The organism is Acidobacteriota bacterium, from assembly GCA_034211275.1.
Lineage (GTDB): Bacteria > Acidobacteriota > Thermoanaerobaculia > Multivoradales > JAHZIX01 > JAGQSE01.
Genome location: JAXHTF010000088.1, coordinates 1 through 25,652, shown reverse-complemented (window position 1 = coordinate 25,652; position 25,652 = coordinate 1). Strand labels below are relative to the sequence as shown.

At 67.4% G+C, this 25,652-nt stretch carries 22 protein-coding genes; 17 read left to right on the top strand and 5 right to left on the bottom strand.

The window, feature by feature from the left end; translation table 11 throughout:
* Nucleotides 1-346 precede the first annotated feature (346 nt).
* The gene (locus tag SX243_14425) at nt 347-1,693 is read right to left on the bottom strand and encodes an inositol-3-phosphate synthase (protein MDY7094162.1); all 1,347 of its coding nucleotides are present in this window, start codon (nt 1,691-1,693) and stop codon (nt 347-349) included.
* 271 nt (nt 1,694-1,964) lie between these two features.
* Here SX243_14425 and SX243_14420 point away from each other — a divergent pair, with 271 nt between their 5' ends.
* Entirely contained in the window at nt 1,965-4,010 is a 2,046-nt protein-coding gene (locus tag SX243_14420; protein MDY7094161.1) for a HEAT repeat domain-containing protein, read from the top strand.
* 19 nt (nt 4,011-4,029) lie between these two features.
* Here SX243_14420 and SX243_14415 read toward each other — a convergent pair whose 3' ends face one another.
* Nucleotides 4,030-6,108, bottom strand: a complete 2,079-nt coding sequence (locus tag SX243_14415; GenBank protein ID MDY7094160.1) for a glycosyltransferase family 39 protein — start codon at nt 6,106-6,108, stop codon at nt 4,030-4,032.
* A gap of 252 nt (nt 6,109-6,360) precedes the next feature.
* Here SX243_14415 and SX243_14410 point away from each other — a divergent pair, with 252 nt between their 5' ends.
* A complete protein-coding gene (locus SX243_14410) occupies nt 6,361-7,080 on the top strand; it encodes a TLC domain-containing protein (GenBank protein ID MDY7094159.1) in 720 nt (239 codons plus the stop codon).
* The gene (locus SX243_14405; GenBank protein ID MDY7094158.1) at nt 7,077-7,457 is read left to right on the top strand and encodes a hypothetical protein; all 381 of its coding nucleotides are present in this window, start codon (nt 7,077-7,079) and stop codon (nt 7,455-7,457) included. Before SX243_14410 ends, SX243_14405 begins: the two co-directional genes overlap by 4 nt.
* Here the strand turns inward: SX243_14405 and SX243_14400 are convergent.
* A complete protein-coding gene (locus tag SX243_14400) occupies nt 7,454-8,491 on the bottom strand; it encodes a hypothetical protein (protein MDY7094157.1) in 1,038 nt (345 codons plus the stop codon). The genes SX243_14405 and SX243_14400 overlap by 4 nt on opposite strands.
* A 674-nt stretch (nt 8,492-9,165) precedes the next feature.
* On the opposite strand from SX243_14400, the gene SX243_14395 reads away from it, so the two are divergent.
* From SX243_14395 to SX243_14380, 4 genes are all read left to right on the top strand, one after another.
* Nucleotides 9,166-10,359 carry an acyltransferase gene (locus tag SX243_14395; protein MDY7094156.1) on the top strand — a complete coding sequence of 398 codons (1,194 nt, stop codon included), beginning with the start codon at nt 9,166-9,168 and terminating at the stop codon, nt 10,357-10,359.
* 64 nt (nt 10,360-10,423) lie between these two features.
* On the top strand, nt 10,424-10,756 hold the full coding sequence (locus tag SX243_14390) for a hypothetical protein (protein ID MDY7094155.1): 333 nt from the start codon (nt 10,424-10,426) through the stop codon (nt 10,754-10,756).
* 141 nt (nt 10,757-10,897) lie between these two features.
* Nucleotides 10,898-11,524 carry a hypothetical protein gene (locus SX243_14385; GenBank protein MDY7094154.1) on the top strand — a complete coding sequence of 209 codons (627 nt, stop codon included), beginning with the start codon at nt 10,898-10,900 and terminating at the stop codon, nt 11,522-11,524.
* Between the two features lie 96 nt (nt 11,525-11,620).
* Nucleotides 11,621-12,652, top strand: a complete 1,032-nt coding sequence (locus tag SX243_14380; protein MDY7094153.1) for an IS110 family transposase — start codon at nt 11,621-11,623, stop codon at nt 12,650-12,652.
* A gap of 296 nt (nt 12,653-12,948) precedes the next feature.
* Here SX243_14380 and SX243_14375 read toward each other — a convergent pair whose 3' ends face one another.
* Nucleotides 12,949-14,136, bottom strand: a complete 1,188-nt coding sequence (locus SX243_14375) for a hypothetical protein (protein ID MDY7094152.1) — start codon at nt 14,134-14,136, stop codon at nt 12,949-12,951.
* Nucleotides 14,137-14,494: 358 nt separating this feature from the next.
* Between SX243_14375 and rpsP the strand changes: the two genes are divergently transcribed.
* The 10 genes from rpsP to SX243_14325 all read left to right on the top strand — a co-directional run bounded on the left by rpsP (nt 14,495) and on the right by SX243_14325 (nt 24,940).
* Nucleotides 14,495-14,785: a 30S ribosomal protein S16 gene (gene rpsP / locus SX243_14370; protein MDY7094151.1), complete on the top strand. Its 291-nt coding sequence runs from the start codon at nt 14,495-14,497 to the stop codon at nt 14,783-14,785.
* Nucleotide 14,786: 1 nt separating this feature from the next.
* A complete protein-coding gene (locus SX243_14365; protein MDY7094150.1) occupies nt 14,787-15,032 on the top strand; it encodes a KH domain-containing protein in 246 nt (81 codons plus the stop codon).
* A gap of 10 nt (nt 15,033-15,042) precedes the next feature.
* Entirely contained in the window at nt 15,043-15,570 is a 528-nt protein-coding gene (gene rimM / locus SX243_14360; protein MDY7094149.1) for a ribosome maturation factor RimM, read from the top strand.
* Complete coding sequence (gene trmD / locus SX243_14355) at nt 15,552-16,505, top strand: tRNA (guanosine(37)-N1)-methyltransferase TrmD (protein MDY7094148.1); 954 nt, start codon at nt 15,552-15,554, stop codon at nt 16,503-16,505. Before rimM ends, trmD begins: the two co-directional genes overlap by 19 nt.
* A gap of 57 nt (nt 16,506-16,562) precedes the next feature.
* Nucleotides 16,563-16,943, top strand: a complete 381-nt coding sequence (gene rplS / locus SX243_14350; protein ID MDY7094147.1) for a 50S ribosomal protein L19 — start codon at nt 16,563-16,565, stop codon at nt 16,941-16,943.
* A gap of 99 nt (nt 16,944-17,042) precedes the next feature.
* Nucleotides 17,043-17,717 (top strand): ribonuclease HII, encoded by a 675-nt coding sequence (locus SX243_14345; GenBank protein ID MDY7094146.1) that lies wholly within the window; start codon nt 17,043-17,045, stop codon nt 17,715-17,717.
* Nucleotides 17,717-21,052, top strand: a complete 3,336-nt coding sequence (locus SX243_14340; GenBank protein ID MDY7094145.1) for a tetratricopeptide repeat protein — start codon at nt 17,717-17,719, stop codon at nt 21,050-21,052. Before SX243_14345 ends, SX243_14340 begins: the two co-directional genes overlap by 1 nt.
* Before the next feature lie 43 nt (nt 21,053-21,095).
* On the top strand, nt 21,096-22,193 hold the full coding sequence (locus tag SX243_14335) for a hypothetical protein (protein ID MDY7094144.1): 1,098 nt from the start codon (nt 21,096-21,098) through the stop codon (nt 22,191-22,193).
* Between the two features lie 298 nt (nt 22,194-22,491).
* Complete coding sequence (locus tag SX243_14330; GenBank protein ID MDY7094143.1) at nt 22,492-23,502, top strand: isocitrate dehydrogenase (NAD(+)); 1,011 nt, start codon at nt 22,492-22,494, stop codon at nt 23,500-23,502.
* A gap of 28 nt (nt 23,503-23,530) precedes the next feature.
* Complete coding sequence (locus SX243_14325; GenBank protein ID MDY7094142.1) at nt 23,531-24,940, top strand: replication-associated recombination protein A; 1,410 nt, start codon at nt 23,531-23,533, stop codon at nt 24,938-24,940.
* Between the two features lie 6 nt (nt 24,941-24,946).
* Here the strand turns inward: SX243_14325 and tnpA are convergent, their stop codons facing one another.
* On the bottom strand, nt 24,947-25,387 hold the full coding sequence (gene tnpA, locus SX243_14320) for an IS200/IS605 family transposase (GenBank protein ID MDY7094141.1): 441 nt from the start codon (nt 25,385-25,387) through the stop codon (nt 24,947-24,949).
* Nucleotides 25,388-25,652 lie beyond the last annotated feature (265 nt).

Below are 25,652 nucleotides of genomic sequence, written 5' to 3'. Positions count from 1 at the left end.
GGGAGGGCGAGGAGCTGTGGTCCAGCGATGGGCTCTACGATCTCCAGCAGCGCGGCCTGCAAGTGGCGCTGCCGCGGCGGCTACTGCCCGAGGGGCCGGCGTTTCTAAGCCTCACCCGCACCCAGCCGGGGCCGGAGGAGGAGATCGCTACGTACACGCTGCAGTTGGAGCGCTGATCCGGCCCCCGCCCGCCCCAGAGCCGGCTAGAAGCCGGCGCTCTCAGGAAGGGAGGTGGGGCGGGGGTGTCGCCCCGGCCGGGGCGAGATGCACTAGCGAGGCGGTTTCAACCCCTCGCGGGGCTGAGCTGAGCCGAATCCGACTCCGCTGGGGCGCCGAAGCCTGAGAGTCAACCCTCGAAATCATCCTCGTAATACTCCGTCCCCAGGTGGGTGATGAGGTCCTCTCCCACCATGTGGCGCAGATTGTTCTTCAGCTTGGTGAGCTGGATGAAGAGGTCGTGCTCGGCGTAGACCGTGGGGGCGGTCATGGGGCTCTTCCAATAGAAACTCAGCCACTCCTGGATGCCCTTCTTGCCGTGGCGTTGAGCGAGCTCGAGGAAGAGGGCCAGGTCCAGCACGATGGGGGCGGCGAGGATCGAGTCCCGGCAGAGCAGGTCGACCTTGATCTGCATCGGGTAGCCGAGCCAGCCGTAGAAGTCGATATTGTCCCAACCCTCCTTGTCGTCCCCCCGCGGCGGGTAATAGTTGATTCGCACCTTGTGGTAGAGGTCGCCGTAGAGATCCGGGTAGAGATCCGGCTGGAGGATGGTGTCGAGGACGCCGAGCTTGGTCATCTCCTTGCTCTTGAAGGAGCTCGGCTCGTCCAGCACCTCGCCGTCCCGATTGCCCAGAATATTGGTGCTGAACCAACCCTGGACGCCCAGGCAGCGGGCCTTGAACATCGGTGCCAGCACCGTCTTGAGGAGGGTCTGGCCGGTTTTGAAGTCCTTGCCCGCCACCGGCACCTGCCGCTGATCCGCCAGCTCCAGCAGGGCCGGGATGTCCGCCGCCAGGCTGGGAGTGCCGTTGGCGTAGGGCACATCCTCCATCAGCGCGGCGTAGGCGTAGAGCATGGTCGGCCCGATGGCCTCTTGGTCATCCCGATCCAGCGCCGCCTCGAAGGCCTCCAGGCTCTGGTGCGCCTCGCTCACCTCCAGGAAAGCCTCGGTGCTGGCGCAGTTGATCATCACGCAGCGCTCCAGGCCGTGCTCCGCCTTGAAGTTGCGAATGTCCTCGCGCAGGGCTTCCGCCAGCTCTCGGCGGCTGCCGCTCTTGATCTCGGTGCCGTTGAGCCGCCGGACGAAGTTCGGATCGAAGGCCCCGGGCATCGGCCGGATGGCGCGCAGGTCGTCCGCCAGCTGATCGAGCAGCGGTTGCTCCAGCACGCCGGCGGTCTCGCAGGCCTCCAGCAGATCGCCGCCGAAGATGTCCCAGCCGCCGAAGACCAGGCTGTCGATGGGGACCAGCGAGGCGAAGTCCCGAATCTTCGGGCTGCGGTCCTCGGTGCGCTTGCCCAGCCGGATATGGCCTAGCTGAGTCATGGACCCCACCGGTTGTCCCAAGCCCTTGTTCACCGCCAAAACGCCGGCGACGAAGGTGCTGGCCACTGCACCCATACCCGGGAGCAGGACGCCGAGGCGCGGAGGGGCCTGATCGGGTTGGGGGGACGAAGAGTCTTGGCTCGCGTGGGTCATGGGTCTCCAACCAGCTTGGGGAGGCTATGGTCGAGGTGGCCGGCGGGCGGCTCAATCGGGACCGCCGGTGAGAAGGTCCGAGTATAAGCCGGACTCCGCCCCGTGCGTAGCGCCGGAGGGTCGGAGCCATAGCCGTGCTAGCATTTGGCGCCTCGAACGAGTCCGAAAATAGAGTCCGATCATTCAGTTCGAAAACAGGGAGCGTGTTGGGCTCGATCTCGGCCCCTGTCCGCCGAGGTCTCGTGGTCCGCACCGTTTCGAAAGGAACACCATGAGAGCCTTCCTCCCCGGCGTTTTCCCCCCTTCTCCAGCCCAGCGTTTCTTCCTCGGTTGTCTCCTCGCCGCGGCCACCCTCGCCGTCGGTTGCTCGCCGGAATCGCCGCCGGGCTCCGCTACCGACGAGGCATCGGAGGCCGACAGCGCTCTGTGGTCGACCATCCAGCGGCTGGAGGATCAGCGCATCGAGGGCTCCGAGGAGCTCAAGGAGGCCCTCACCGCGGACCAGGCCGCTGAGCGGGCGCGGGCGGCGCGGGCCATGGGGCGGATTCAGAGCTCCACCTACGCCGAGGCCCTGGCGGCGGCGGTGCAGGATGCGGACCCCCGGGTGCAGCGGGAGGCCCTCTTCGCCCTCGGTCAGCTCGGCCTGGCCCGCGGAGCGACTCCGCCGCCATCGGCGGTGCAGGCGGCCCAGCGCGTCCTCAGCGGCGACGACGGTGAGCTCAAACCCCTGGCCGCCGAAGCCTTGGGCAAACTGGCGCCGGAGGGGGCTGCCCAGGAGCTGACCCCGCTGCTGGCGGCGGAGGACGAGGAGCTGCGGGCGGCGGCGGCCCACGCCCTCTTCCGCCTGCGCTTCGTGCCGGTGTGGCGCGCCCAGGTGGAGCAGGCGCCGGAGCTTCCCGAGGCGGCGGTGACGGCCCTCGCCGGGGCTTTGGCGGATCCTTCCGTGGAGGTGCGCCGGGCGGCGGCCCACGCTTTCTCCCGCTACGACGCGGCGCCGGCGGTGGCGGCGCTCACCGAGGCTTTGGAGGATGAAGATTCCTGGGTGCGGGTGTGGAGCGTGCGAGCCCTGGGCCGCTCCGGTGAAGCGGTGAATCCCGAGAGCCTGGCGCCGGCGCTGGCGGATGCCGACGCCCAGGTGCGGACGGAGGCGGTGCTGGCAGCCCGCAGGCTGGAGCAGCCGGCGGTGGTGCCGGTGGCGTTGGCGGAGGATTCCAGCTTCCACGTGCGGGCAGCGGTGGCCGCCGTCCTGGGCGCAAGGGAGGACGGGGCGAGCCTGAGCCCCCTGAGCGCTCTCGCGGAGGACTCCTCGGTGACCGTGCGATCCGCCGCCGTCCAGGCCCTGGCCCAGCGCCGCGGTGCGGGCTTCATAGACCAGCTGCAGGCTCTGGCGCAGGATGAAGACTGGCGCCTACGCCTCGCCGCGGGCCGGGCTGCCGCTTCGGCGGAGCTCGAAGGAGCCGGCCGGCCGGTGCTGGAGCGGCTGGTGGAGGATCCCGACACCCGGGTGCTCACCGCCGCGCTCCAGGGACTGGTGGCGAGCGGGGACGCTGCGCCGGCGGTGGAGGATGCGCTCACCGCCGACGATCTTGCGGTGCGCGGGACGGCGGTCCTGCTGGTCCCCGAGGCCGGTCTCAGTGATCCTCTGGTGAGCCTGGGCCGGGCGCTGGAAGCTTCCACCGGCGACGACTGGGTAGAGATTCGCGAGGGGGTGGTGGACGCTCTCGTGCAGGTGGAGGGAGGCGAAGCCCTGCTCACCATCCTGGCCCAGGAAGACCCGGCGTCCTCGGTGCGTAGCCGGGCGCGGACGGCGCTGGCGCAGCAGGATGTCTCGGTTCCCGCGGCGCCGGCGACGGATCCCCCGGGGCCTTCGCCGCTGCTGGGTCAGGCGCCAGCGGAGGACGTGCGGGTGGTGCTCCAGACCTCCCGCGGCGACCTGGTGCTGCGGGTCTTGGCTTCAGAGGCTCCGGTGCACGCCGCCAACTTCCTCGACCTGGTGGATCGGGGCTTTTACGACGGCCTGCTCTGGCATCGAGTGGTGAGCAATTTCGTCATCCAAGGCGGCGATCCTCGGGGCGACGGCTGGGGCAGCGGTGATCGGACTCTGCGGGACGAGATCAACCCCGTCCCCTTCCGCCGCGGCACCGTCGGGATGCCCAAGGCGGGCAAGGACACCGGCGGCTGCCAGATCTTCATCACCCATCTCCCCACCCCGCACCTGGACGGCAACTACACCGTCTTCGGGCAGGTGGAGGAAGGGCTGGAGGTGATCGACCTGCTGGAGGTGGGGGATCGCATCGAGAGTGCGCGGCGACTCTGAGTTTGGAATTGCAGAGCCCTCACCCACCAGCGGGAATCACCACCAACCCCCGCAGCTCCGACCCTTCGGGCAAGTACACATAGAAGAGCACCTTGTCCGCCGCCGGCAGCCGGAAACGCCAGCCCCCCAGGGCCGGTTCCGCATCCTCGACGGTGGCTTCGCCGAGGGTGCGGAGTCGAAGCTCCGGCTCGACTCCCGCTTCGATGGAGGAGGCGTCCAGCCGCACCCGATACTCACCGGCGGCCAGCGGCGTCTTGAGCAGCGCCCACTGGCCGGGGCGGGTGTAGCGCACTGGAGCCCCTTCTTTCTGAGGAGCCATGGAGCCGTCGGGGACGAAGGCGCGGGCCGCGGGGAGAGGTTGGCGGCGCGGTTGGCGAGGGATCTCCACCGGCACCTTGAGCAAGCGTAGCCACGGCCCCCGCCGCCCCGCCGAGGGCCGAAACTCCTGCACCACCGGATAGCTGTCGAGCATGCGCCGGTAGCGTTCGGCGTAGAGGTGGTGGTGCTCTTTGGTCAGATTGGCCGGGTCGAGGAAGCGGGCGTAGGCGTTGTAGGCCAGGAGCACGAAGTCTTGGTCGCCGTTCTCCAGCGTCTCCGGTGGGATGTGGGCGGCGAAGCGCAGGCGCCAGACGGCGTATTGGGCCGGGTCCAGCTTCGGGGTGTAGGCCTCCCGCACGATGCCGGCCCCCGGCGGCAGGGTCTCTTCGATCCAGCGGGCGGCGAGCTCGCGGGTGCTCGCCCGCACCAGGCCGGAGCTCTGCACCAGGGTGTGGTGGATCGGAGCCACCAGGGTCAACGCCACCAGGGCGGTGGGGACCATCGTCGCCGGTCGTAGTCGGCCTCCGGAGCGGGTCTGGAACCAACCTCGCAGGCGCAGGACGAGCACCGCCAGCCCCAGTCCCAGAAGCATCGCCATCGCCGGCAGGGCGGGGTAGAGATTGCGTCGCACCACCATGTGCATGCCGGTGATCAGCCCCAGGTAGAGCACCGGGAAGGGCAGCATCCACAGCACCTTGGACCAGCGCCGCCGGGGCAGCAGGGCCAGGCCAGCCAGGCCCAAGAGCACCGCCAACCAGCCGAAGCTCTCGGTCAGCTGCCGGCCGTAGAAGAGCAGGTGGCTATCCGGCTGCACACCGATCCAGCCGCCCTGGGAGTATTGGACGAAGCCGAAGAGCATGCCCTCGCCGCTGAGGGCGTGGCCCGGAGCCCACAGCAGGCTGGGCATGGCCGCCACGAAGGCGGCGAGGGAGGCGAGGCCGGCCCACAGGAGCCCGAAGGAGAAACGGCGGGTGCGCCAGCGGCCGTAGACCCACACGGCGACGATGGCCACCGCCACGATGCCGGCGGGATATTTCGCCGCCGCCGCCAGGCCCGAGAAGACCCCCGCTGCCAGATAGTCCCGCCGCCGCTCCCGGTAGAGCAGCCGAGCCACCGGCAGCAGGCAGAAAGTGGCCAAGCAGGCGGAGGGGACGTCGGAGATGATCAGGTGGGAGCCCTCGTTGAACGCCGGAGAGAAGATCAGCAGCGCCGCTCCCAGGGCTCCTGCCAGCTCTCCCGTTCGTTGCTCCCGGTGGGTGCCGCCGAGCAGACGGCCGAGGTGGAAGACCGGGACCACCGTGGCGGCGGAGAGCACCGCCACCGCCAGCCGCAGGGTCAGCCAATCCCGGGCCAGGGGTTCGGTGACGCCGTAGATTGAGGCGCACAGGCTGCTCCACAGCCCGGGGAAGAGCTGGCTCAGCCAGAGCAGGAAGGCATAGCCGTAGTAGAGCAGGTGGGGATAGATGAAGCTCCAGCGCAGCAGCTCCCCCTGGTTGATCTCACTGGCGTGGTGATAGTAGGTCCCCTCGTCCCGATAGGCTCGTTCTTCGACTTCGAAGTCGGCGCCGGCGAGGCGCACCGCCAGGGCCAGCACCAGCAGCCCGAGAAGCAGACGGCGGCGGCGGGCGGTGGGGTGGGAACCTCGGAGGCCACCGGCGGAGAGCAGCAGACCGCCGGCCAGGGCGGCGAGACCGACCAGCAGCAGGCCGCGCCCGGCGTTGGCGAAAAATTCGGCGCCAACCCCGCTGACGTCGAGCAGCCAGCAGGGCACCAGCAGCACCAGCGCCAAACCTGCGACCAGGCGGCAGGATCGAGGGAGGTTTCGGCTCCGCCGAGGAGGTTGGCGGGAGAGCTGGGATGGGCGAAGGTTGGGCATAGATCGAGGTGATGTTCGAGGGTCGTGGCCCCTCGCCCCCCTTTTCCTGCGAACGATCCACAGGCAGAATGGAGGCACGGAGGTGAGCTCGATGGGCGAATTATGGCAGCATCCGCGGCGGCGGGGAGCAAAAGCCGGCGATCCGGGAGCCGGTCCGTGCTGAGTCTCTTCCTCTCTTCCACCGCGGGCTTTCTGGTGCTCCACTGGGCGGTGGGGCGATGGCTCGAGGCACCCTTCCACGTCGAGCTCAAGGTCTCCCGAGGCCTGGCCTCGGTCTTCCTGGTACTGGTGGGCCTGGGCTCGCTGGTGCTCTTCTTTCCGCTGTGGCGCCGGGCCTTCTTGACCCCCCACGAATTCAGCTCGCCGGCCAGCGCGGTGGTGGTCTTCCTCGCCGGTCATCTGGTGGCGGACCTGCTGTGGCTGGCCTACGGAGCTCTGGTTCAGGGCTCCCAGCCTCGCCGTGACCTGATTCTGCACCATCTCCTGGGGCTCGCCGCCTGCGCCGTCTCCCTGGGCTTTGGCTTCGGCCAGGCGGTCATCGCCGTTGCCCTCACCGCCGAGGCCATGCCCGTGGCCACCGGTCTAGGAGCCTGGGGCAAGCTCACCGGTGACCGCCGATTGGAGCGTCGCGCCGTGGTCGCCAGCCTCTCCATCCTCTGCCTGTGGCGGGTGCCGGCCTGGTTCTTTGTCGGCGGGGTGGCGGTGTGGGCGGTGCTACGGCCGCCGGGGGATGCCTTGCCCTTTATCTACCCCTTGTGCGTGGCGGTGGCCGGCTGCCTCGTGGCGTTGGATCTCTTCTGGATCCGGCGGCTTTGGGCGGGGCTGGTGGGGCTCGAAGGGGCCCGTGAAGAGCCGCTCGTGGAGGAGTCCCCATGAATTCCCGCTGGTGCCTGGCTGGAGCGGCTCGCTGGCTGCTCGTCCTCTTGGTCTTGTCGTCGTTGGGGGCTTGTGGCAGCGACGAGCCGGCGCAGCTGGTGGTGCGCAATATCGGCAGCCAGCCGCTGCAGAGCATCCAGGTGAGCCTGGGGCCCTTTCGAGAGACCATTCCCGACCTCGCCGCCGGCGATCAGGTGGTGATCACCCTACCGGAGGAGCGGCCGCTGGAGGTCGACCTTCGGTGGCGCTCCTCGGTCGGCGTCGGCTACACCAGCCAGAACATCACGCCGCTTCTCGCTACCGGGGACGACGTGCTGGTAGAGCTGGCCGCCGGCCGCAATCCGCTTTTCCGGCGGGCTGATCCCGTAGCCGACTAGCTAGCCTGGCCCTCGATGCCCAGGGTCTGCTGCAGGGGCTTCTTGCGCAGCTTCCAGATCATTCCGTCCACCAGGTAGTGGTGAAAGTTGATGGCCTGATAGGCGATGAGGATGAGGGGCAGGGTGGAGTAGCTCTGGATGATTCTCAGGAAGCGCTCGAGGCCGAAGTACACGGCGGTGGAGAGCACCAGGCAGACCAGGAAGTAGAGCGGCCAGTTGCGCCGCTGGCTGATGAAGGAGAGCCAGCGCGCCTGCGGGTCCACGCCCTCCCGGAACCGCCGGTTGTTGAACATCCACACGAAGAGGATGTACTGAGCGTTGTGCCAGACGTTGACCACCAGCCAGCCGAAATTGATGTCTTCGATCAGCCGGTAGCCGACCACGAAAATCACCATGTGGCAGGCGACGTAGAGGGTGTGGGCCTGGAGCCGTTCTCCCCGCACCAGCGCCGTCACCACTTGAGAACCCCAGGCCGCCAGCGCCGCCAGCGCCGCGAGGCCGGCGACGAAGACCACCGGGCCGGCCACCGGCAACACCTTGAGCTCGATACCCAAGAACGTTTCCGGGCTCTGATAGGAGCGGTAGAGGATCCCCCACAGCGGCACGAGGTAAAGGGCCCAGCGGGTCAGATCCGGGTGCCCGGCGACCTGGCCCGAGACCTTGCGGCGGTAGGCCCGCTCGATGCCGTAGCTCTGGCGGGTGTAGTGGAACCACTGCCAGTAGAGATAGGTGGTGGAGAGAATCCACGCTCCCGCCACCCAGGCGCCGGCGAGAACCACGGCGAGGACGATCACCGGCAGGCCGAGGACCAGGAATCGATGCTGGCGGAAGCTTTCGGTGTCGAAGGTCAGCCGGGTGAAGGTGGACACCACGTGCTGATAGCCCAGCAGCCAGAGGTCGATGAAGAGGATCACCGGAAAGAGCTGGGGCTGCACCAGCACGATGCCCCCGGAGAGCAGGGCGATGGCCGCCACGCCGACGATGAGGGTGAGATCGAAGGGGGCGTTGCGCAGCCAACCGCGGGGGTTGGCCATCGCGGCGCTCCCGAGAGCGGTTTTGGGAAGAGTCTGACCGTCCATGATCGCTTGCCTCTCGGTTGTTGGCCTCTGGCTTGCTGGCCTGTGAAGTCGCTGGGGGGAGATGGGAAGTATAACAACGCTGGCGAGCGGTGGACCGGAGAGGCTAGGAGCGAGTTCGCAGCATTTTCCTCGCTCCCTCGCTCCCTCGCTCCCTCGCTCCAGCGTGGGAGCGCCAGGGGAGACGCTCCAGCGTCGTGGGTGGGGGACGACCACCGGTCAGCAGCTTGGAGTCGTCCTGCTGGAGACCTCTGTCCGCCCCGCTGGAGCGGGGCTTCGGCAACTGTGCTCGCGGAAACGCTGCGGTTCCCACGGTGGACCGTGGGAACGAGGTGTGAATACCGCCGACCACCAGTTGGCTCCGACCCCAGAGGTCTCGCCCCAGCCGGTAGGGGCGACCCTTGTGGTCGCCCGGGACGAACCCGCCGGAATAGCGAGGGCAGGCACAAGACCTGCCCCTACCCCTGGTCGGCTGCCAGGACCTCTTCCTCGCTCCCGCGCTCCATGGCTCAGTCTCACGCTGGAGCGAGACCGGTGCCGACTTTGGTATCTTGCCAGCACCACCCCCGCCGCTGGAGCGAGCCCGGTTCTGCTCAGATTCATCCGTTGAGAGCTCTCGAGGGAGGAGCATCGTGTCCCGGATCGTTGAAAGAGTCCTCCCCAGCCTGCGCTTCGAGCGTTCACCCCACGCCATCGTGGAGCTCGACGGCCTGCGGGCGCTGGCTATTCTCCTGGTGCTGGGGCGCCACGGGAGCAAAGTCTTTCTCTCGCCGGAGCAGCCGTTCTTCCAGCTCGGGCCTTGGAACGGCGCCAGCCTGCTGATCAACGGCTGGTCCGGTGTCGACCTCTTCTTCGTCCTCAGTGGCTTCCTCATCGCCTACCACTTGTTGCGCCGCTGGAGCGCCGACTCCTGGCGGCCCCAGGCCCGGCGGTACGTGCAGAAGCGGCTGCTGCGTATCGTCCCCGCCTACTACGCCTTTCTGCTCTTGGTGGTCCTCGGCGGCGTGCCCGGCTACGCGATAAGCCGCGAGGATCTCGGGTGGCGCACCGCCTACCACCTGCTCTTCCTTCAGGACTACCTGCCGGCGGATATCGTCGTCGCCTTCTGGTCCCTGGGAGTGGAGGAGAAGTTCTACCTCGTGGCGCCGCTGCTGGTAGTGCCTCTGGGCCTCGCCAGCGCCGCCGCCGGCCGGGCTCGCTGGCGGTGGGTTGCCGTGTTGGGAGTGCTGTTTTGGATCCCAGCGGTGCTCCGTTTCGTCCTCCATCCCGGCGGCGAGCTGGGTTACGAGGAGTATTTCTTCTCCCTGCGCAGCCCCTTCCACGCCAGCTTCGACGGCCTCATCGCCGGCTGCGCCTGTGCCTTCCTCTACGCTCGGCCGGAGACTCGTCGCTGGCTGGCCCAGGGGCGGCGGGCGGTGCGGCTGCAGATCGGCGGCGCGGTGGCGGTGCTCCTGCTGCTGGTGCCGGCACCGCTGGCGGACACGGTGGCACGGTGGGAGGCGGCGCTTCTGGGCAGCGCTCTAGCCCTGGCCTTCGCGGCCCTGATGCTGGGACTGCTGGCCGGTCGCACGGCCCTCAACGGATGGCTGTCGGGCCAGGGCCTCTTCGTCATCTCCAAGCTCTCCTACTCGCTGTACCTGGTGCATATGGTCTTCATGGACAGCCTGCTGGCTTGGCTGTCGAGCTGGCCAGGCTATGGCGGCCTGTCCCTGGAGCTCCAATTCGCCCTCTACTTCCCCCTCTTCTGCGCCGTCTCCGCGCTGGCGGCACTGCTGCTCCACTACCTGGTAGAGCGGCCCTTCCTGGCGCTCAAGGATCGGATCTGAGGCAGGTCCGGCGAGGATTTTCCGCTGCTCCTTCCGCCCAGGCCTGATAGGTTGAACAGCAGCGATGAAGCTCAAGAAGATCTGTTGCCACCGTTACGAGAGAAAGGGGACGGCCTGTCGCCGGTGCCCTCTGTATGGGGAGGGGACCTTCCGAACGCCCCCCGGCGGCACCGCCTCGGCGGATTGGTACAACCTGCCCATCCCCTCGCTGGCTGCCGAGCTCTCGGAGGTGGACGGTGGCAAGAAGGGGAAGAAGAAAAAGAAGAAGTCCAAGAAGAAGGACGGGAAGAAGAAAAAGAAGAAAAAGGCCAAGCGGCAACAGAAGGACAAAAAAGACAAGAAGTCTAAGAAGAAGGGCAAAAAGGCCAAGAAGAAGCGTAAGAAGGCGAAGTCGTAGGCGATACAGCGACTTACAGAAGTCGCCTTCGCCGGATCCGCCGGGGGTCGGGCGGAAGCCGGTGCCGTTGTCGGCCTCAGCGGGCTGCTTATAGACTGAATTTGTTCAATAGCCCGAAGAATGGGATCGAGGAGAAAAGTCATGGCGAATAAAGGTTCATCTTTGTGGAAGTTCTTGTCTCTGTTGCTGCTGTTGGCGGCGGTGGCCCTCGCCGCCCTCTGGCAATGGAGCGAGCATCGTGGGGCCGAGCAGGTAGCGCAGGTGGAGGAGGAGGCGGCGGAGCAGCTGGCTGCCCGCGACGTCGAGCACGCCGCCGCCGTAGGGGCGCTGTCGGTGACCACCGCGGAGACGGTGGCGCGGGCCTTCACCTCCGGCATCAAGCCTGCCGTGTTGGCGGCAGACCGCTCGTCGGTGGACGCTGCCATCGGGGATTTGCTGCAGATCTCCGAGGTCGACTTCGTGCATGTGCTGTCGGCGGAAGGCGGCGTCTTCGCCACCAGTGACCGCAAGGTCGCAGAGACCGGCGGTGCCGGAGCTCTGGGCGACTGGGCCCGCTCCGCCGATACCTTCACCAGCCGTGCCGGTGCTGCCGCCGGGGTTACCGAGGTGGCGGTGCCGATTCAGGGGGCCGGTGCTCGGTTGGCGGTGGCGGTGGTGGGCTACCACACCGGGGCCCTGACGTCCCCGGCTGCCGCCGCCGAGCCCATGGCCGAACCGGAGCCGGCGGACGAAGAGGATACCGCCGACGGGGAGCCCGCCGGCGTCTGACTTTGACCACTGATGGGATGGACTCCTCCCGCGACTGAATGCGGCATCATCGTGCCAAAGTCGCTCTAGCCACTCAAAGCTAAGGAGGAGTCCGTCATGAAGACTACGACGATTGCCATTGATGTTGCAAAGAACGTGTTCGAGATCGCGGTGTCCAACCGACCGGGAAAAGTCGCCCAGACCCATCGGCTCTCTCGGACGAAGCTGCTGAGATTCTTCGCCCAGCAGCCGGCTGCCACCGTCGTGCTGGAGGCGTGCACCTCCGCGCATCATTGGGCGCGAGAGCTCGAAGCCCTCGGACACCAGCCGGTGCTGCTTCCTCCGGCCTATGTGCGACCGTACGTCCGGCGCAACAAGACCGACCACGCGGATGCCTGCGCGATCCTCGAGGCCTTCCGCAACGAGGAGATCCGGCCGGTACCGGTCAAGACCGTGCCGCAGCAAACTCTCACCGCGCTGCATCGCCTGCGGTCGCAATGGCTCGGGGACCGCGTCGCTCGGGTCAACACCTTGCGAGGGCTGCTGCGCGAATTCGGCGTCTTCATCCCCGTGGGCGCCCGCAAGGTCGTTCCGGCAGTCTGGGAGCTGATCGAGGACAGCGAGTCGGGGCTTCCCGACGCCCTGCGCCCGGCGCTTGCAGAAGCCTGCCTGGAGATTCGGGACCTCGAAAAGCGAGTCAAGGCCTGCGAGAACGATCTCAAAGCCCTATCTCGGCAAATGCCAGAAGCTCAGCAGCTGCAGACGATCCCCGGGATCGGTCTACTGACGGCGACAGCCTTGGTGGCACTTGTCGGAGATGTAAGGCGATTCCCCACAGCTCGCCACTTCGCGAGCTACCTGGGCCTGACGCCCCGAGAGCGCTCCAGCGGGCAGGTCCGGCGATTGGGCCGGATCAGCAAACAGGGCAATTCCTATCTCAGAATGCTCTTGGTCCACGGAGCTCGCTCCCTGCTTTGGTCAGCTCGGAGGCGTGAGCAGCCGGATCGCCTCCAGTCCTGGGCCCTGAAGAAACAGCAATCCCGTGGCCACAACAAAGCGGCCGTAGCCACGGCCAACAAGCTCGCCCGGATCGTGTGGGCTGTCTGGAGTCGGCACGAGCAGTACCAGAGCCAGATGCTTGCCGCTTGAGCTCAGAAACCCCAACCCCCAGAATCCAGGTACGAGAAGAGGAGACCTCGCCCACGTGTAGCTTGAGATGACAGGGATGCAAAACCGTCACGCCGGCGCCGAGAGAAGCCGATAGCAGCCTTGGCCTTCGAGGCCGTACACACTGATTGGCTCTCGACGCGCGACTTTCCATCATGGCCCGAGCCCGGAGAGGCTCATTCCAGAGGCCGGAGATATGGCTGCTGCACAGACCTTTGCATTACCGATCCGAGCTCACCGAAGGAGCTGCTTTGACACGAGGAGTCCAGATAGGGCTGCTAGGCATCTTGGGTCGGATCCGCCGAGTCCGCCAGCACCGCCATGAGAGACCGTGGCGGCATGGCGCCGCGGTGGAAGACGCCGCCCTCCACAAAGGCCCAATGCACCTCAGCGAAGGCTGACTCTGCTTCCTCTGCGCGACCCGCCGCCCGAGCCATCTCCGCATCCAGCCAGCGGCGCCGCAGGCGGCTCCAGGGATCCGTCGGCCGGGCCGCGGTGGGGGCCAGCTCCGCCAACAAGAGCTCCGCCTCGTCCTGCTCTCCGAGGCGTTGGAGGTAGAGGATCAAGGTGTGGCGGGCGCATAGCGCGAGCCTCGAATCCACTTCCGGGTCCAGTAGCTCGAGGCTGCGCCGCAGCTCGCTCACCGCGGCTTCCAGCTCTCCCGCCGCGGCTCGGGTCACCGCCCGCTGCAGCAGCGCGCTGCCCAGCTGTTGCTCGTCCTCCAGGTCGCGGTAGATGGTGACGCAGCGGTCGTGAAGCCGCATCGCCTCGGGGAAGTAGCGCTGGTCCCGGCGCAACAGCGCCTCCAGTCCGGCGATCTCCGCCAGAACCAGGGGATCCCCCGAGCCCTGCTCGAGAAAGAATTGCCCCATGGCGAAGGTCTCCGCCGCCAGCGAGGGCTGCCCGCCCAGGCGGCGGGCGTTGCCCAAGGCGACCCAGCCGCGGGCCAGCAGATCGCTGATCAGCTCCCGTCCCAGGCTTTGGTCGTCCAGGGCCCAGGCTGCCTCGATGGCGAGCTCGGCGAAGTCGGCGGCCTGCGCCGGGCGTTCGAAGCTCAGGTTGTGGCTCTCCTGGAAGAGCCGCTCGCACAGCGCCCAGCTGCGAAACCGCCGGCTCCGGCGGACCCGGGTGACGCGGGCTCGCAGATCCGGCAGCTGACGCAGCTCGCGCAGTAGCTCGTCGGCCTGGCCGCGCTCTCGCTGGACCCGCTCCCGTAGCGCGCTGATGCGCTCGATGGTCAGCCGCACGGTCTCGCTCAGCTCCTCGGCGGTCTCCGGGGGGCCGGGCAAGGCGCCGGCGGAGGCTTGGCTGAGCGCTTGGCGGTAGCTCTGCCAGGCTTCGAGGCAGACGGGGCACAGGTCCAGCAGGTGCTGGAAGAGCTGCTGTGCCAGGGGTCGAGGGGGTAGCTCGCCGCGCATCAGCGCGTCGCACTGACCCTGGGTTAGGTGCTTGGGTTCATCGGTCATGGACAACTCCTCGGGCTCCGGTAAGTGGTCGGCGATCTTCGTCGGACATGGTCTGAAAGAGCATGCTTTGATTGTTTAACAGATGATTTGTTCCGTAGTCCATATCCGTGTCGCGCTCAAAATTGTTTTTGAAAGCAATATTTAGCCCGCGGAGCTTACGCTACCCGGTAGAGGTCTTCACGAACGCCACGACCCGGCTCCTGCTGTCGGCAGGTGCTGGCCGAAGACTGGCTTTTCTGTTAGACTTCCCGCCTTGCGGCGGCTGCCCGGCCGCCTTTGTCGTTATGGGCTCAAGAAAGTCCTGGAAATTCGAACTCGGTCCGGCCCGGTCCACGGGTTGTACCTGGAGGTCTTGAAGATGTTGAAGATACGGCTGCGCCGGATGGGGGCGCGCAACAACCCCTTTTACCGGGTCGTGGTTTCCGATTCCCGCCGCGTGCCCACGGGCCGGGCCGTCGAGGAGATCGGCTTCTACGATCCCACCACCGAGCCCGTGACCCTCAAGGTGGACACCGAGCGGGTCGAGTATTGGGTTGGTCAGGGTGCTCAGCTCTCGCCCACGGTGGCCAAGTTGGTCAGTCAGGGCGCTCCGGCGAGTGCTCCGGCGGACGCTCCGGCCGAAGAGGCCGCTGCGGCCGAGCAGGGCTGAGATGAGCGAGATCAGCGCAGAGCTCCGGGAAGTGCTGGAGCTGATGGTGGACGAGCCGGACGAGATCGAGATCGAAGAAGTGCCGATCCGTCGGGACGAGATTCTGTTCGAAGCCGAAGTGGCGCCCGGTGACACCGGCAAGGTGATCGGCCGCCAGGGCCGTACCATTCGCGCTCTGCGCAATCTCCTCGAGCTCCGCGGAGAGAAGGAAGGGCAGCGCTATGGCTTCGAGGTCGTCGATACCTGAGCCTCGGCATTTGCCGGCACGCCTGGGGGTCGGCGCCGTGCGCCGTGCCCATGGCGTTCGCGGCGAAGTCTTGGTCGAGGTCGAAAGCGACAATCCGCGGCGATTCGAATCCGGCGGCGAGCTCTTTGCCACCCCTCCGGGAGGATCTCCCCGGACCCTGCGCATCGTCGCTTCCCGCGCTCATCGAGACGGTCTGCTGGTGCGCTTCGACGGCATCGAAGACCGCGACCAAGCCCAAGAGCTGCGCGGGGCGGTGCTGGAGGTCGACCGCTCCAAGGCTCCGCCCAGGCCCGATGGTGAGGTCTACTTCTACCAGCTAGTGGGCTGTCGCTGCCGGGATCGGACGGCCGGAGACCTGGGAGAGATCGTCGAGGTGGTGGAGGATGGTGGCGGTGCCCTGTTGATCGCCGCCCGAGGCTCCCAAGAGGTGCCCATCCCCTTCGTCGCTCGCTTCATCACCCGCCTGGATCTGGACGCCGGCGAGTTGGAGCTCGACCTCCCCGCTGGACTGGTGGAAGCATGCGCATCGGAATCGTAACCATCTTCCCGGAGCTCTTCGAGCCCTTCCTGCGCACCAGCCTGGTGGGCCGGGCGGTGGAGAGCGGCAGGATGGAGATCTCGGTGCACGACCTGCGGGACTACACCGAGGATCGCCACCGCAGCGTCGACGATGAGCCCTACGGCGGCGGTGGCGGCATGGTGATGACGGCGCAGCCGTGGCTCGCGGCGGTGCGGTCTCTCTCGGAGGCGGAGGCGCCTTCGGAAGAGGGCCGAGCGCCGGCCGGCAAACCGTGGCGGGTGGCCATGTCGCCCCAAGGGGCGCCGCTCACCGAGGAAAAAGTTCGGGAGCTGGCGGACCGCCCATGGCTTCTATTGCTCTGCGGTCGCTACGAAGGGATCGACGAGCGGGTCTATGAGGCCGTGGTGGACGAGGAAGTGTCCATCGGCGACTACGTGCTTTCCGGCGGCGAGATTCCCGCCATGGTCTTGGTGGAGGCGCTCTCGCGGCAAATTCCCGGGGTCGTCGGGTTGGCCGGCTCGGTGGAGAACGACAGCTTTCGCCGCGGGTTGTTGGATCATCCCCACTACACTCGCCCGGCGGAGGTGGAAGGGATGGAAGTGCCGCAGGTTTTGCTCTCCGGCGACCACGCCGCCATCGAGGAGTGGCGGCAGGTGCAGGCGGTGGAGATGACGGCGCGCAAGCGGCCGGACCTGCTGGAAGATTTAGACCCGCGGTCGTTGAGCCCGGCCCAACGGCGGGCATTGGAGCGCCTCGGGTCTTACGATAGGGGTGGGCATTCCGATAGAGTCGGCCCAAGCCGCCGAGCGGAACGGTCCGAGACCATTGGCCCCCGGGGCCACGAGAGACGAAGAACGGCCGAGGAACAGTCGTCCCCGGCCGCCGAAAGGAAGAACGACGAGATCAGCCTCGAGACGGCAGCGGTTGCGCCATCCTCGGGGATTCATCAATAATTCAACTTCCGCAGCAAAGAGCGGCCGAAGCCGCAATGTAGGAGAAGGTGGCAAGCCATGAACAGGTTGGATCAGGTCGAAAGTCCGTATCTGCGCGACGACGTCCCGGAGTTCCGGGCCGGCGACACGGTGCGCGTGCACGTGAAAGTTCGCGAGGGTGAGAAGGAGCGCATTCAGGTATTCCAGGGTGTCGTGCTGTCCCGCCGGGGCGGCGGTAGCCGGGAATCCTTCATGGTGCGCAAGATCTCCGGCGGCATCGGCGTCGAACGGATCTTCCCGATCCACTCGCCCATCATCGATCACATCGACGTGATGCGTCGCGGCAAGGTCCGCCGCTCGAAGCTGTACTATCTGCGGGGTTTGCGGGGCAAGGCTGCCCGCATCGAGGAGCGCCGCGAGGACCGTCCCCAGAAGAAGGCTGCGAAAGCGGCTGGCTGAGCTCGCTGTGGCGCCGGGTACGCCGGCCGGCGCCGTCCGAGAGCGGGGGTTCTTCGAGCCCCCGCGGGAATCGAGATAGGATCCGGCAAGGAGTCCTGGTTGGCGACCATCGAACAGCTATTTGCTGAGGCGTACCGCCTTCGCATGGTGCGGGGATTGGAGCGCCTGCTCGGCGTGGCTGGATTCGATCTCGTCGCCGGCGTGGACGAAGCGGGCCGCGGCTGCCTTGCCGGACCGGTGGTGGCCGCCGCGGTGATCGTCGACCCCCGCCGGAGCATTCCCGGGGTGGACGACAGCAAACGTCTCACCGCCGCGGCTCGAGAGCGGTTGGAGGAGCGAGTCCAGCAGGCTTCGGTGGCCTGGGCGGTGGCGGAAGTCTCGCCCCGGGTCATCGATCGGATCAACATCCTGGAGGCGACCCGGCGGGCCATGCTCCAGGCTCTCGACGAGCTGGACCCATCGCCGGATTGTGCGGTGGTGGATGCCGTGCCCCTGCGGCGCCTCTCCATCCCCTGCTTGCCGATGGTGCGGGGTGACTCCGTGTGTTACGCCGTCGCCTGCGCGTCCATCCTCGCCAAGGTGGCCCGAGATCGCATCATGCAGCAGCTGGACCACCATTACCCCCACTACGGCTTCGCCCAGCACAAGGGCTATGGCGCCCCCGCCCACCTGGAGGCGCTGCGCGAATACGGTCCCAGTCCAGTCCATCGTTTGACCTTCGGCTCGGTGCTCCCCCGCCAGCAGGACTCTCTTCCGCAGGAAGGGGTGGGCTGATGGCGGTGCAGCGCGAGAAGCTGGTCCGCAACGCCGAGAAACTCGTTTCCCGAGGCAAGGTCGAGGCGGCGATCCGCGAGTATCGCAAGCTCCTGGCGGAGCAGCCCAAGGACACCAACACCCTCAACCGGGTGGGGGACCTGTACGCTCGCATCCACCGCATTGACGAGGCGGTGCGGCTGTTCACCCAGATTGCAGGGCAGTACACCGACGAGGGCTTCTTCGTCAAAGCCATCGCGATCTACAAAAAGATCATCAAGCTCGATCCCACCCGCTTGAGCGTCTACGAGCGGCTGGCGGACCTCTACCACCGTCAGGGCCTGGTCAACGAAGCGCGCACCCAATACCAGGTCCTCGCCGACTACTACGTCAACCAAGAAAACTCCGCTTCCGCCAGCTCCATCTACCAGCGCATGGTGGAGCTGGAGCCGGAAGACCCCTCCCATCGCGCCAAGCTGGCGGAGCTCTACCATCAGCAGCAGCTGGTGGACAAAGCGATGGAGCAGTATCGCTCCATCGCCGACATCATGCTCTCCCACAACCAGGTGCCGCAGGCGGAGCAGGTCTTCCTCCGGGCCCTGGACGTCAGCGCCGAGGACCTCGGCTTCGTCGAGAACGCCGCTGCCCGCCTGCGCAAAGCCGGCGCCCTGGACGCCGCCCGGCGGGTCGTCGAGGCGGCAGCGCAGCGCAATCCCGCGGCTAAGGAGCTGTTGGAGCCGGAGGAGGAAGCGCCGGCGGATCAGAGCCCGGTGCCGGAGCAGGTGCTGGACAGCGCCGACGAGTTCCTGGGCGACGATGCCGAGCTGATGCAGGCGCTGCGGGATGCGGACGAGGCGGTGGGAGAGACCCCGGCCCAGCAGCCCACGGCGGGCGGCGACGATCTGGTGATGGATTGGAGCGAGGAGGAGAGCGAGAGCCTGGTGCGGCCGCCGGCGGACGTCCTGGAGCGTCCGGAACCCGGTTTCGGCTTCGACGGCGAGGGGGAGGAGGCCGGCGCCCCCGGTGGTGGCGAGCAGCAGACCTTCGAGCTCGATCTCGACGAGCTGGAAGATCTGGCGGCCAGCGGAGACGAGGCAGTAGCCGAGACCACCGAGGCGGATTTCGACTTCGGTGGTGGCCTGGGAGGAGGGCTGGAGGACGAGGACCTGGGCCTGGAGGAGGACCTGGACCTCGAGGTTTCCGAGCCGGCGGCGAACAAGCCGGTGGCGGGGGCGATCAACGAAGACTACCTCTCCGAGGCCGAAGTGCTGGCCAAGTATGGGCTGCGAGAGAAGGCTCTGGAGCGCGTTCAGCAGGTGCTGGCAACTCATCCGGAGCACGCCGGGGCCCACCGCATCCTGGTCCAGCTCTATCTGGAGAACGACGAGAAGGACTCCGCTCTCCAGGTGGCGGAACGCCTGGGGGTTCAGCCCGGCGCTCAGGAAACCGAGGCTTGGAGCCAGGTCTTGGAAATGCTGGCGGAGGCCCAGGTTTCGTTCCAGGCTCCACCGCCGGTGGCGGCGGAAGACGATCTGGATTTCTTGGAGTCCGCGCCGGCGGCGGGTACTTCGCTGGCCGAAGAGGCGGCCGAGCCGCCCCCCGCCGAGCCATCGCCCGCCGAAGACGGAGGCTTCCAGGACCTGGACTTCAGCGACCTGGAGGCCCCCGCGGAAGCGGCGCCCACTGAAGCAGAGCCCGTTCAAGAGGCATCCTTCGAGGAAGCTTCCGAGGCTCCGGAGCAGGAGCTCTACCTCGACGACCTAGAGGCGCCCAGCTTCGAAGAGCCTTCCTTCGAAGCGCCTGCTGAGGAACCGGCGGAGCAGCCCTCCGGCTTCAGCCTCGGTCTCGGCGACCTGGACGAGTTGGAGGACGAGGAGTGGGGAGAGCAGCAGGAGGCGGTCGCTCCGGAAGGGGCCGCTCCGGAGCCGGGCATGGAAATGCCGGAGCAGGCTACCGACTGGGCTGCGGATGCGGCCTTCGGCGATCTGCCTTCGGAGCCGGCGGTCGAGTACGGCGGGGAGCTGACGGCGGAGGCTCCCGAGACCGAGCCAGCCGCTTTCGAGGAGCCGGCTTTCGAGGAGCCAGCCTTCGAGGAGCCAGCCTTCGAGGAGCCTCTTGCCGAGGAGTCGGCCTCTGAAGAACCCGCTGTGGCAGAACCCGGCGAGGAGCCCGCAGCGGCATCGCCGGCGCCCAGCAGCAAACCTCTGTCCGCCGACTCCTCGAAGCGCATCAACCAGCTGCTGGAATCCCTCCTCGACGACGTTCCGGCGCCGCGCAAGAAGAAGCGCCGCAAGAGCCAGGACAGCGAGGTCGAGCGCATCCTCGGCATGGCCGCCAAGAAGCCGGCTCGGCCTCCGAGCCCGGAACAGCCCGTGCCGGAGAGTCCGTTGCCGGAGGCTTCCGCCACCGAGGCGCCGCCGGCGGACGAGTCGCCGGAGGCCGAGGCCGCTCCCCCGACCGCTGTGGCACCGACGGAGGAAGAGCCCGCCGCCGCCCTAGCCGACGGCGTGGTTTCGGAGCCGGAAGATGCGGGCCCGGGGGTCGAGAGCGCAGGGGACGAGAGCGCGGGCGTCGAGAGCGCGGCAGAGGAGGCCAAAGCCGACCAAGGTCCCGTGGAAGTGCAGATCGGAGTCCCCAAGAGCGAGGACGAAGAGCTCGAAGACCACAGCGACATCGAAGATGCTCTCTCCTTCATGGAGCCCGCCAGCGGGGCGCTGCCGCCGCCGGTCGCCGCCTCCGCCGCTGAGGACATCGTCGACCTGGACGACACCGGTACCAGCTGGCTGGACGAGGTCTCGGCCCGCCGCGAGGCCCAGCCGGAGAGCGACGATCAACTCTTCGACGAGGAGGAAAGCTTCTTCGATCTCGGGGCGGAGCTGGAAGAGGAGCTCTCGGTGAGCGACGCCGTGGGCACCGAGCCCGCCGAAGAGCAAAGCCTGGAAGAGATCGTCGAAGGCTTCAAACAAGGGGTGGCGGAAGCTCTGTCGGCGGAAGACTACGAGACCCACTTCGATCTCGGCATCGCCTACCGCGAGATGGGGCTTCTGGACGAGGCCATCGGCGAGTTCCAGATCGCCGCCAAGTCTCCCGTCCACCTCGTACAGTGCTGTTCCATGCTCGGCATCTGCTTCCTCGAGAAGGGGCTGCCGGAGCTGGCGGTGAAGTGGTACACCCAGGGCCTCAAGACCCCGGACATCAGCGAGGAGGACACCCTCGCTCTGCTCTACGATCTCGGCGAGGTCTACCTCACCACCGGCGACACTGCCAACGCCCACAAGGCCTTCGTCGAGGTCTACGGCATCAACACCAACTTCCGGGACATCGCATCGCGGGTCGCCGAGACCCGCCCTGCTTGAACCTTCGTTTTGCTGCCCTAGGAGACCCATTGAAGGAGTCACCATGAGCCCGGAACGCAAGATCACCCTCACCGTCGTCGTCCTCGCCGCCTTGGTGATCCTCGCTCTGCTCTTTTATCCGTCCGCCAAGGAACGTTTCCTGCCCCAGCCCGTGGCAGCCTGGGTGGCCATCGAGGCCGAGGGCAGCGGAGTCGCGGTGGTCGGGCCGGTAGCGGTGGAAGAGGGCAGTCCCTTCCGGCTTCACGCCGTGCTCGAGGCCGAGGACCGGGACGGCAGTCGTGTGTTCTACACCGAAGCGCCGGCCTTGCGGCTCCCCGATGGGCCGGTGGCCGATTCGGCGCTGCGACGGTGGGACCGCGGGCGCAATCCCAAGATCCTGTGGTTCAGCGTCGAGGGTGGCCTGCCGTACCTGGAGCTGGAGACCGCAGAGCAGCTCCAGCGCTTCCACTTCGAAGATCTCTATCGCCCGTCCTGGCCCCAGGCTTGGTCGATCCCGGGGCAGGTCCAGCCGTCGGAGAGTATCAATGAGGACTACCTCTTCGGCGCCGACCGTCCTGCCTTCGGCACCCAGCGCTACCACGTACGTCTGGAGGTGTTCAGCGACGACGAGGCGCTGGTCCCGGATCAGCGATTCAAGAGCTGGGGCGCGGCGCGGTTGCCGGCGGAGGCGGCGACCTTCCCAACGGTGACGGTGCGCCTGCCGGGGATCTTGGGGCCGGCCTCCGAAGTCTTCGGGCTGACCCAGATCGAGCCGACCGGGCCGTCGTCCGGGGAAATGCGCGCCGGATTGCGGGATCTCACCGGGCAGCGGCTGGCCTTCACCCGGCTGGGAGTCCTGGGAGAGCTCCTGGAGATTCAGGGCCGCACCGCCGCGGACCTCCGCTGGGAGTCCTTGATCCTCGACGGCTCGGTGTCTTGGGGGGATGATGGAGTGGCCCCCGGGGATCTGGTTCAGGTACTCGACCGGGTCGTCCTGCTCTACCGCGACCACAACGGCGACGGGCAGCTGGACACGGGGGATCTCTGCTTCGATTTCGCCAAGGGGGCGGCGGTGCGGACCTTGGACCAGGTCTTCGATTTCAGCGAGGGCTTCGAGGTGAGCTGGGTCTCCCTGCGCTCCGAGCCCGCGGTGGAAGAGTAGGGGGTCCAGCGCCCCGCCCTCGCCCCGGGCTACGGTCAGGGCCGAAGCGCCCACGGGCCTCGATTGCCGCGGGATTCCCCCTGGGAGCGCCGGATCCGGATCTCTCCGAACCTGGTCACCAACAACCCTTCCGGTGGTAGATTCGGATACCCTTGAAGAGGTGGCTCGCTGACCCGTTCCGGCTGCCGAGCCCACCTGATCGTCTCGATTCACCAGCCCTTCTGATTTCACCGAGCTGCTCCACTCCGAGGCCTCACCGCCCTCTAGCCAGGCGCAGCAGAGAGAGGTAGATACCGTTATGAGCACCACCATCACCCTGATCCCCGGCGACGGCATCGGTCCGGAGGTCACCGGCGCCACCGTGCGCATCCTCGACGCCGCCGGCGCCGACCTGGAGTACGAAAAGCACTTCGCCGGCAGCGAGGCCCTGTCCCGTCACGGCACGCCGCTGCCGGAGAGCGTTCTGGAGTCCATCCGGCGCAACAAAGTCGCCCTCAAGGGCCCCGTCACCACCCCCGTGGGCAAGGGCTTCCGCTCCATCAACGTCCAGCTGCGCCAGAGCCTCGACCTCTACGCCAACCTGCGGCCGTCCCAGAGCACGCCGGGGATCCAGAATCGCTTCGAGGACGTCGACATCGTCGTCGTGCGCGAGAACACCGAGGGTCTCTACACCGGCCTCGAGCACGAGGTGATTCCCGGTGTCGTGGAGAGCCTCAAGGTGATTACCGAGAAGGCCTCCACCCGCATCGCCCGCTTCGCCTTCGAGTATGCCCGCCGGGAAGGCCGCAAGCGCATCACCGCGGTGCACAAGGCCAACATCATGAAGATGTCCGACGGCCTCTTCCTCAAGTGCTTCCACGAGGTGTCGAAGGACTATCCGGAGATCGAGGCCGACGATCGCATCATCGACGCCCTGTGCATGCAGTTGGTGATCCGTCCGGAGACCTTCGACATGCTGCTGCTGGAGAACCTCTACGGCGACATCGTCTCCGACCTGTGCTCCGGGCTGGTGGGTGGCCTGGGCGTTTCCGCCGGCGCCAACCTGGGGGAGAACGTGGCCATGTTCGAAGCGGTCCACGGCAGCGCCCCGGACATCGCCGGCCAGGGCAAAGCCAACCCCCTGGCACTGCTGCGCTCCGCCGTCATGATGCTGCGCCACCTAGGCAAGACCGAGCCGGCGGACCGCATCTCCGCTGCCGTCCACCAGGTGCTGGTGGTCGATCGGGTGCACACCGGCGATCTGGGCGGCAACGCCTCCACCACCGAGTTCGCCGAGGCGGTGGTGCGGGCCATGGACGAGGCGGGCTGATCCGGCCCTGTCCGAGGGCTGCCAGGCCATGAGCGGAGAACCGGGTCTCTTCGACGATCAGCTGCCGGCTTCCCAGCCTTCGGATTCCTCCGGTTCGGGAGGCCCGGGGGCACCCTCGGAAGCCGGCGCTCCCCTTGCCGAGCGGCTGCGCCCGCGCAGCCTCGACGAGGTTGTAGGGCAGGCGGCGGTGGCGGGGGAGGGCTCCTTCCTGCGCCGCGCCATCGCCGAGGATCGGGTTCCGTCGCTGATCTTTTGGGGGCCGCCGGGCACCGGCAAGACCAGCCTGGCGCGGATCATCGCCGGCGAGACCTCCAGCCACTTCGTTCCCTTCAGCGCCGTCACCTCCGGCATCAAGGAGGTCAAGGCGGTGATGGCCGACGCCGAGCGTCTGCGCCGGGCCAACGGCGCCCGCACGTTGGTCTTCGTCGACGAGATCCACCGCTTCAATCGCGCCCAGCAGGACGCCTTCCTGCCCTACGTCGAGCGCGGCGACATCGTCCTGGTGGGCGCCACCACCGAGAATCCGTCCTTCTCCCTCAACGCCGCGCTGCTCTCCCGTTGCCGGGTGGTGGTGCTGGAGCTGTTGAGCGACGAGGCCCTCACCACTCTTCTGCGCAGGGCTCTGGAGGATCGGGAGCGGGGCTTGGGCTCGCGCACCGTGAACGAAGAACCGGTGGAGCTCGACGACGACGCCTTCGCCACTCTCGCCGGCCTCGCCAACGGTGACGCCCGCCGCGCCCTCAATCTCCTGGAGCTGATCGTGGCGGACGCCGTCTCCGAGCAGCGCGCCGTGGTCGACGCCGCGGCGGTGCAGCGGGTGGCCCAGCGCAAGATCCTGCTCTACGACAAGAGCGGCGAGGAGCACTTCAACCTCATCTCCGCGCTGCACAAATCCCTGCGCGAGAGCGATCCCGACGCCGCCGTCTACTGGCTCACCCGCATGCTCGACTCCGGCGAAGATCCCCACTACATCGCCCGCCGCATGCTGCGCTTCGCCAGCGAGGACGTCGGCCTGGCGGATCCCCGCGCCGTCCAGCAGGCCCTCACCGCCTGGGAGGCCTACCACCGTCTGGGCTCCCCGGAGGGCGACCTGGCCCTGGTCCAGGCCGCCGTCTACCTCGCCCTGGCCCCCAAGAGCAACGCCCTCTACCGCGCCTCCAAGGCCGCCAAGAAGGCCCTTGCCGACCTCCCCGCCGCCCCCGTTCCCAAGGCTCTCCGCAACGCCCCCACCCGTCTCATGGGCGACCTCGGCTACGGCCAGGGCTACGTCTACGCCCACGACCAGGAAGACGGCGTCGGCGGCATCGATTGCCTACCCGACGAGCTCGCCGGCACCCGCTTCTACCAACCCACGCGGCGGGGCTTCGAAGAGCGGCTGACGCGGCGGCTGGAGGAGCTACGGGGGTTGAAGGAGCGGGCGCGGCGGCGGCGGGAGTAGTACTTCCTAGCGCCGTCCGTCTGCCTGTCCTGCCGTGGATGTCTCCTGATCCCGTTCGAGGATCGGGATCGTTGTTCCGGCGGCATGGTGTTGCTTTTGTCGCTTGACGTACTCCACGACCTTGTTCAGTTGCTTCCGGCCGATGGTGAAGGCGCCATACTCGCTCTGCCAGCGAAACCTATGCGCCATCCATGGGGCTCTATTGATTCGTGCTGACGACGAGGCCTTCACCTGTCCAACCAAGCGAGCCACGGCGATCTTGGGCGGAATGCTCACCACCATGTGCACATGATCGGCCGTTCCGTTGACCGCGAAAACGCGCGCATCCAGCTCGAGGGCTTTCTCCCAGAGAAAGCGATGGACCGCTTCCTCGACCTCTGGTTGGATCCATGGTTCTCGGTTCAGGGTCGTCCAGACAAGGTGGTAGTGCAGCTGTAAGTAGGGCATTGGGATCTTCCGATTGATCTGTCGATGCCTCTGATCGTAGCGGATTGGTGGACGCTGGGGCGGGGTAGTTGGCGATCTGGGCGTCGTCGCCTCCGCCCGGGGATCCAATCCCCGGGCTACTCAGGTTCCGCCAGCTCCGCTGGCTCCGGAGGGGAGGGAGTGGTGGAGCAGGCTCAGGGAGCCGGATTCATCCGGCGGGGTCCTGGGTAGCCCCGGGATTGATCCCGGGGCGAGGGCGGGGGCATTGAGTCTCGAGTAGTGAGCC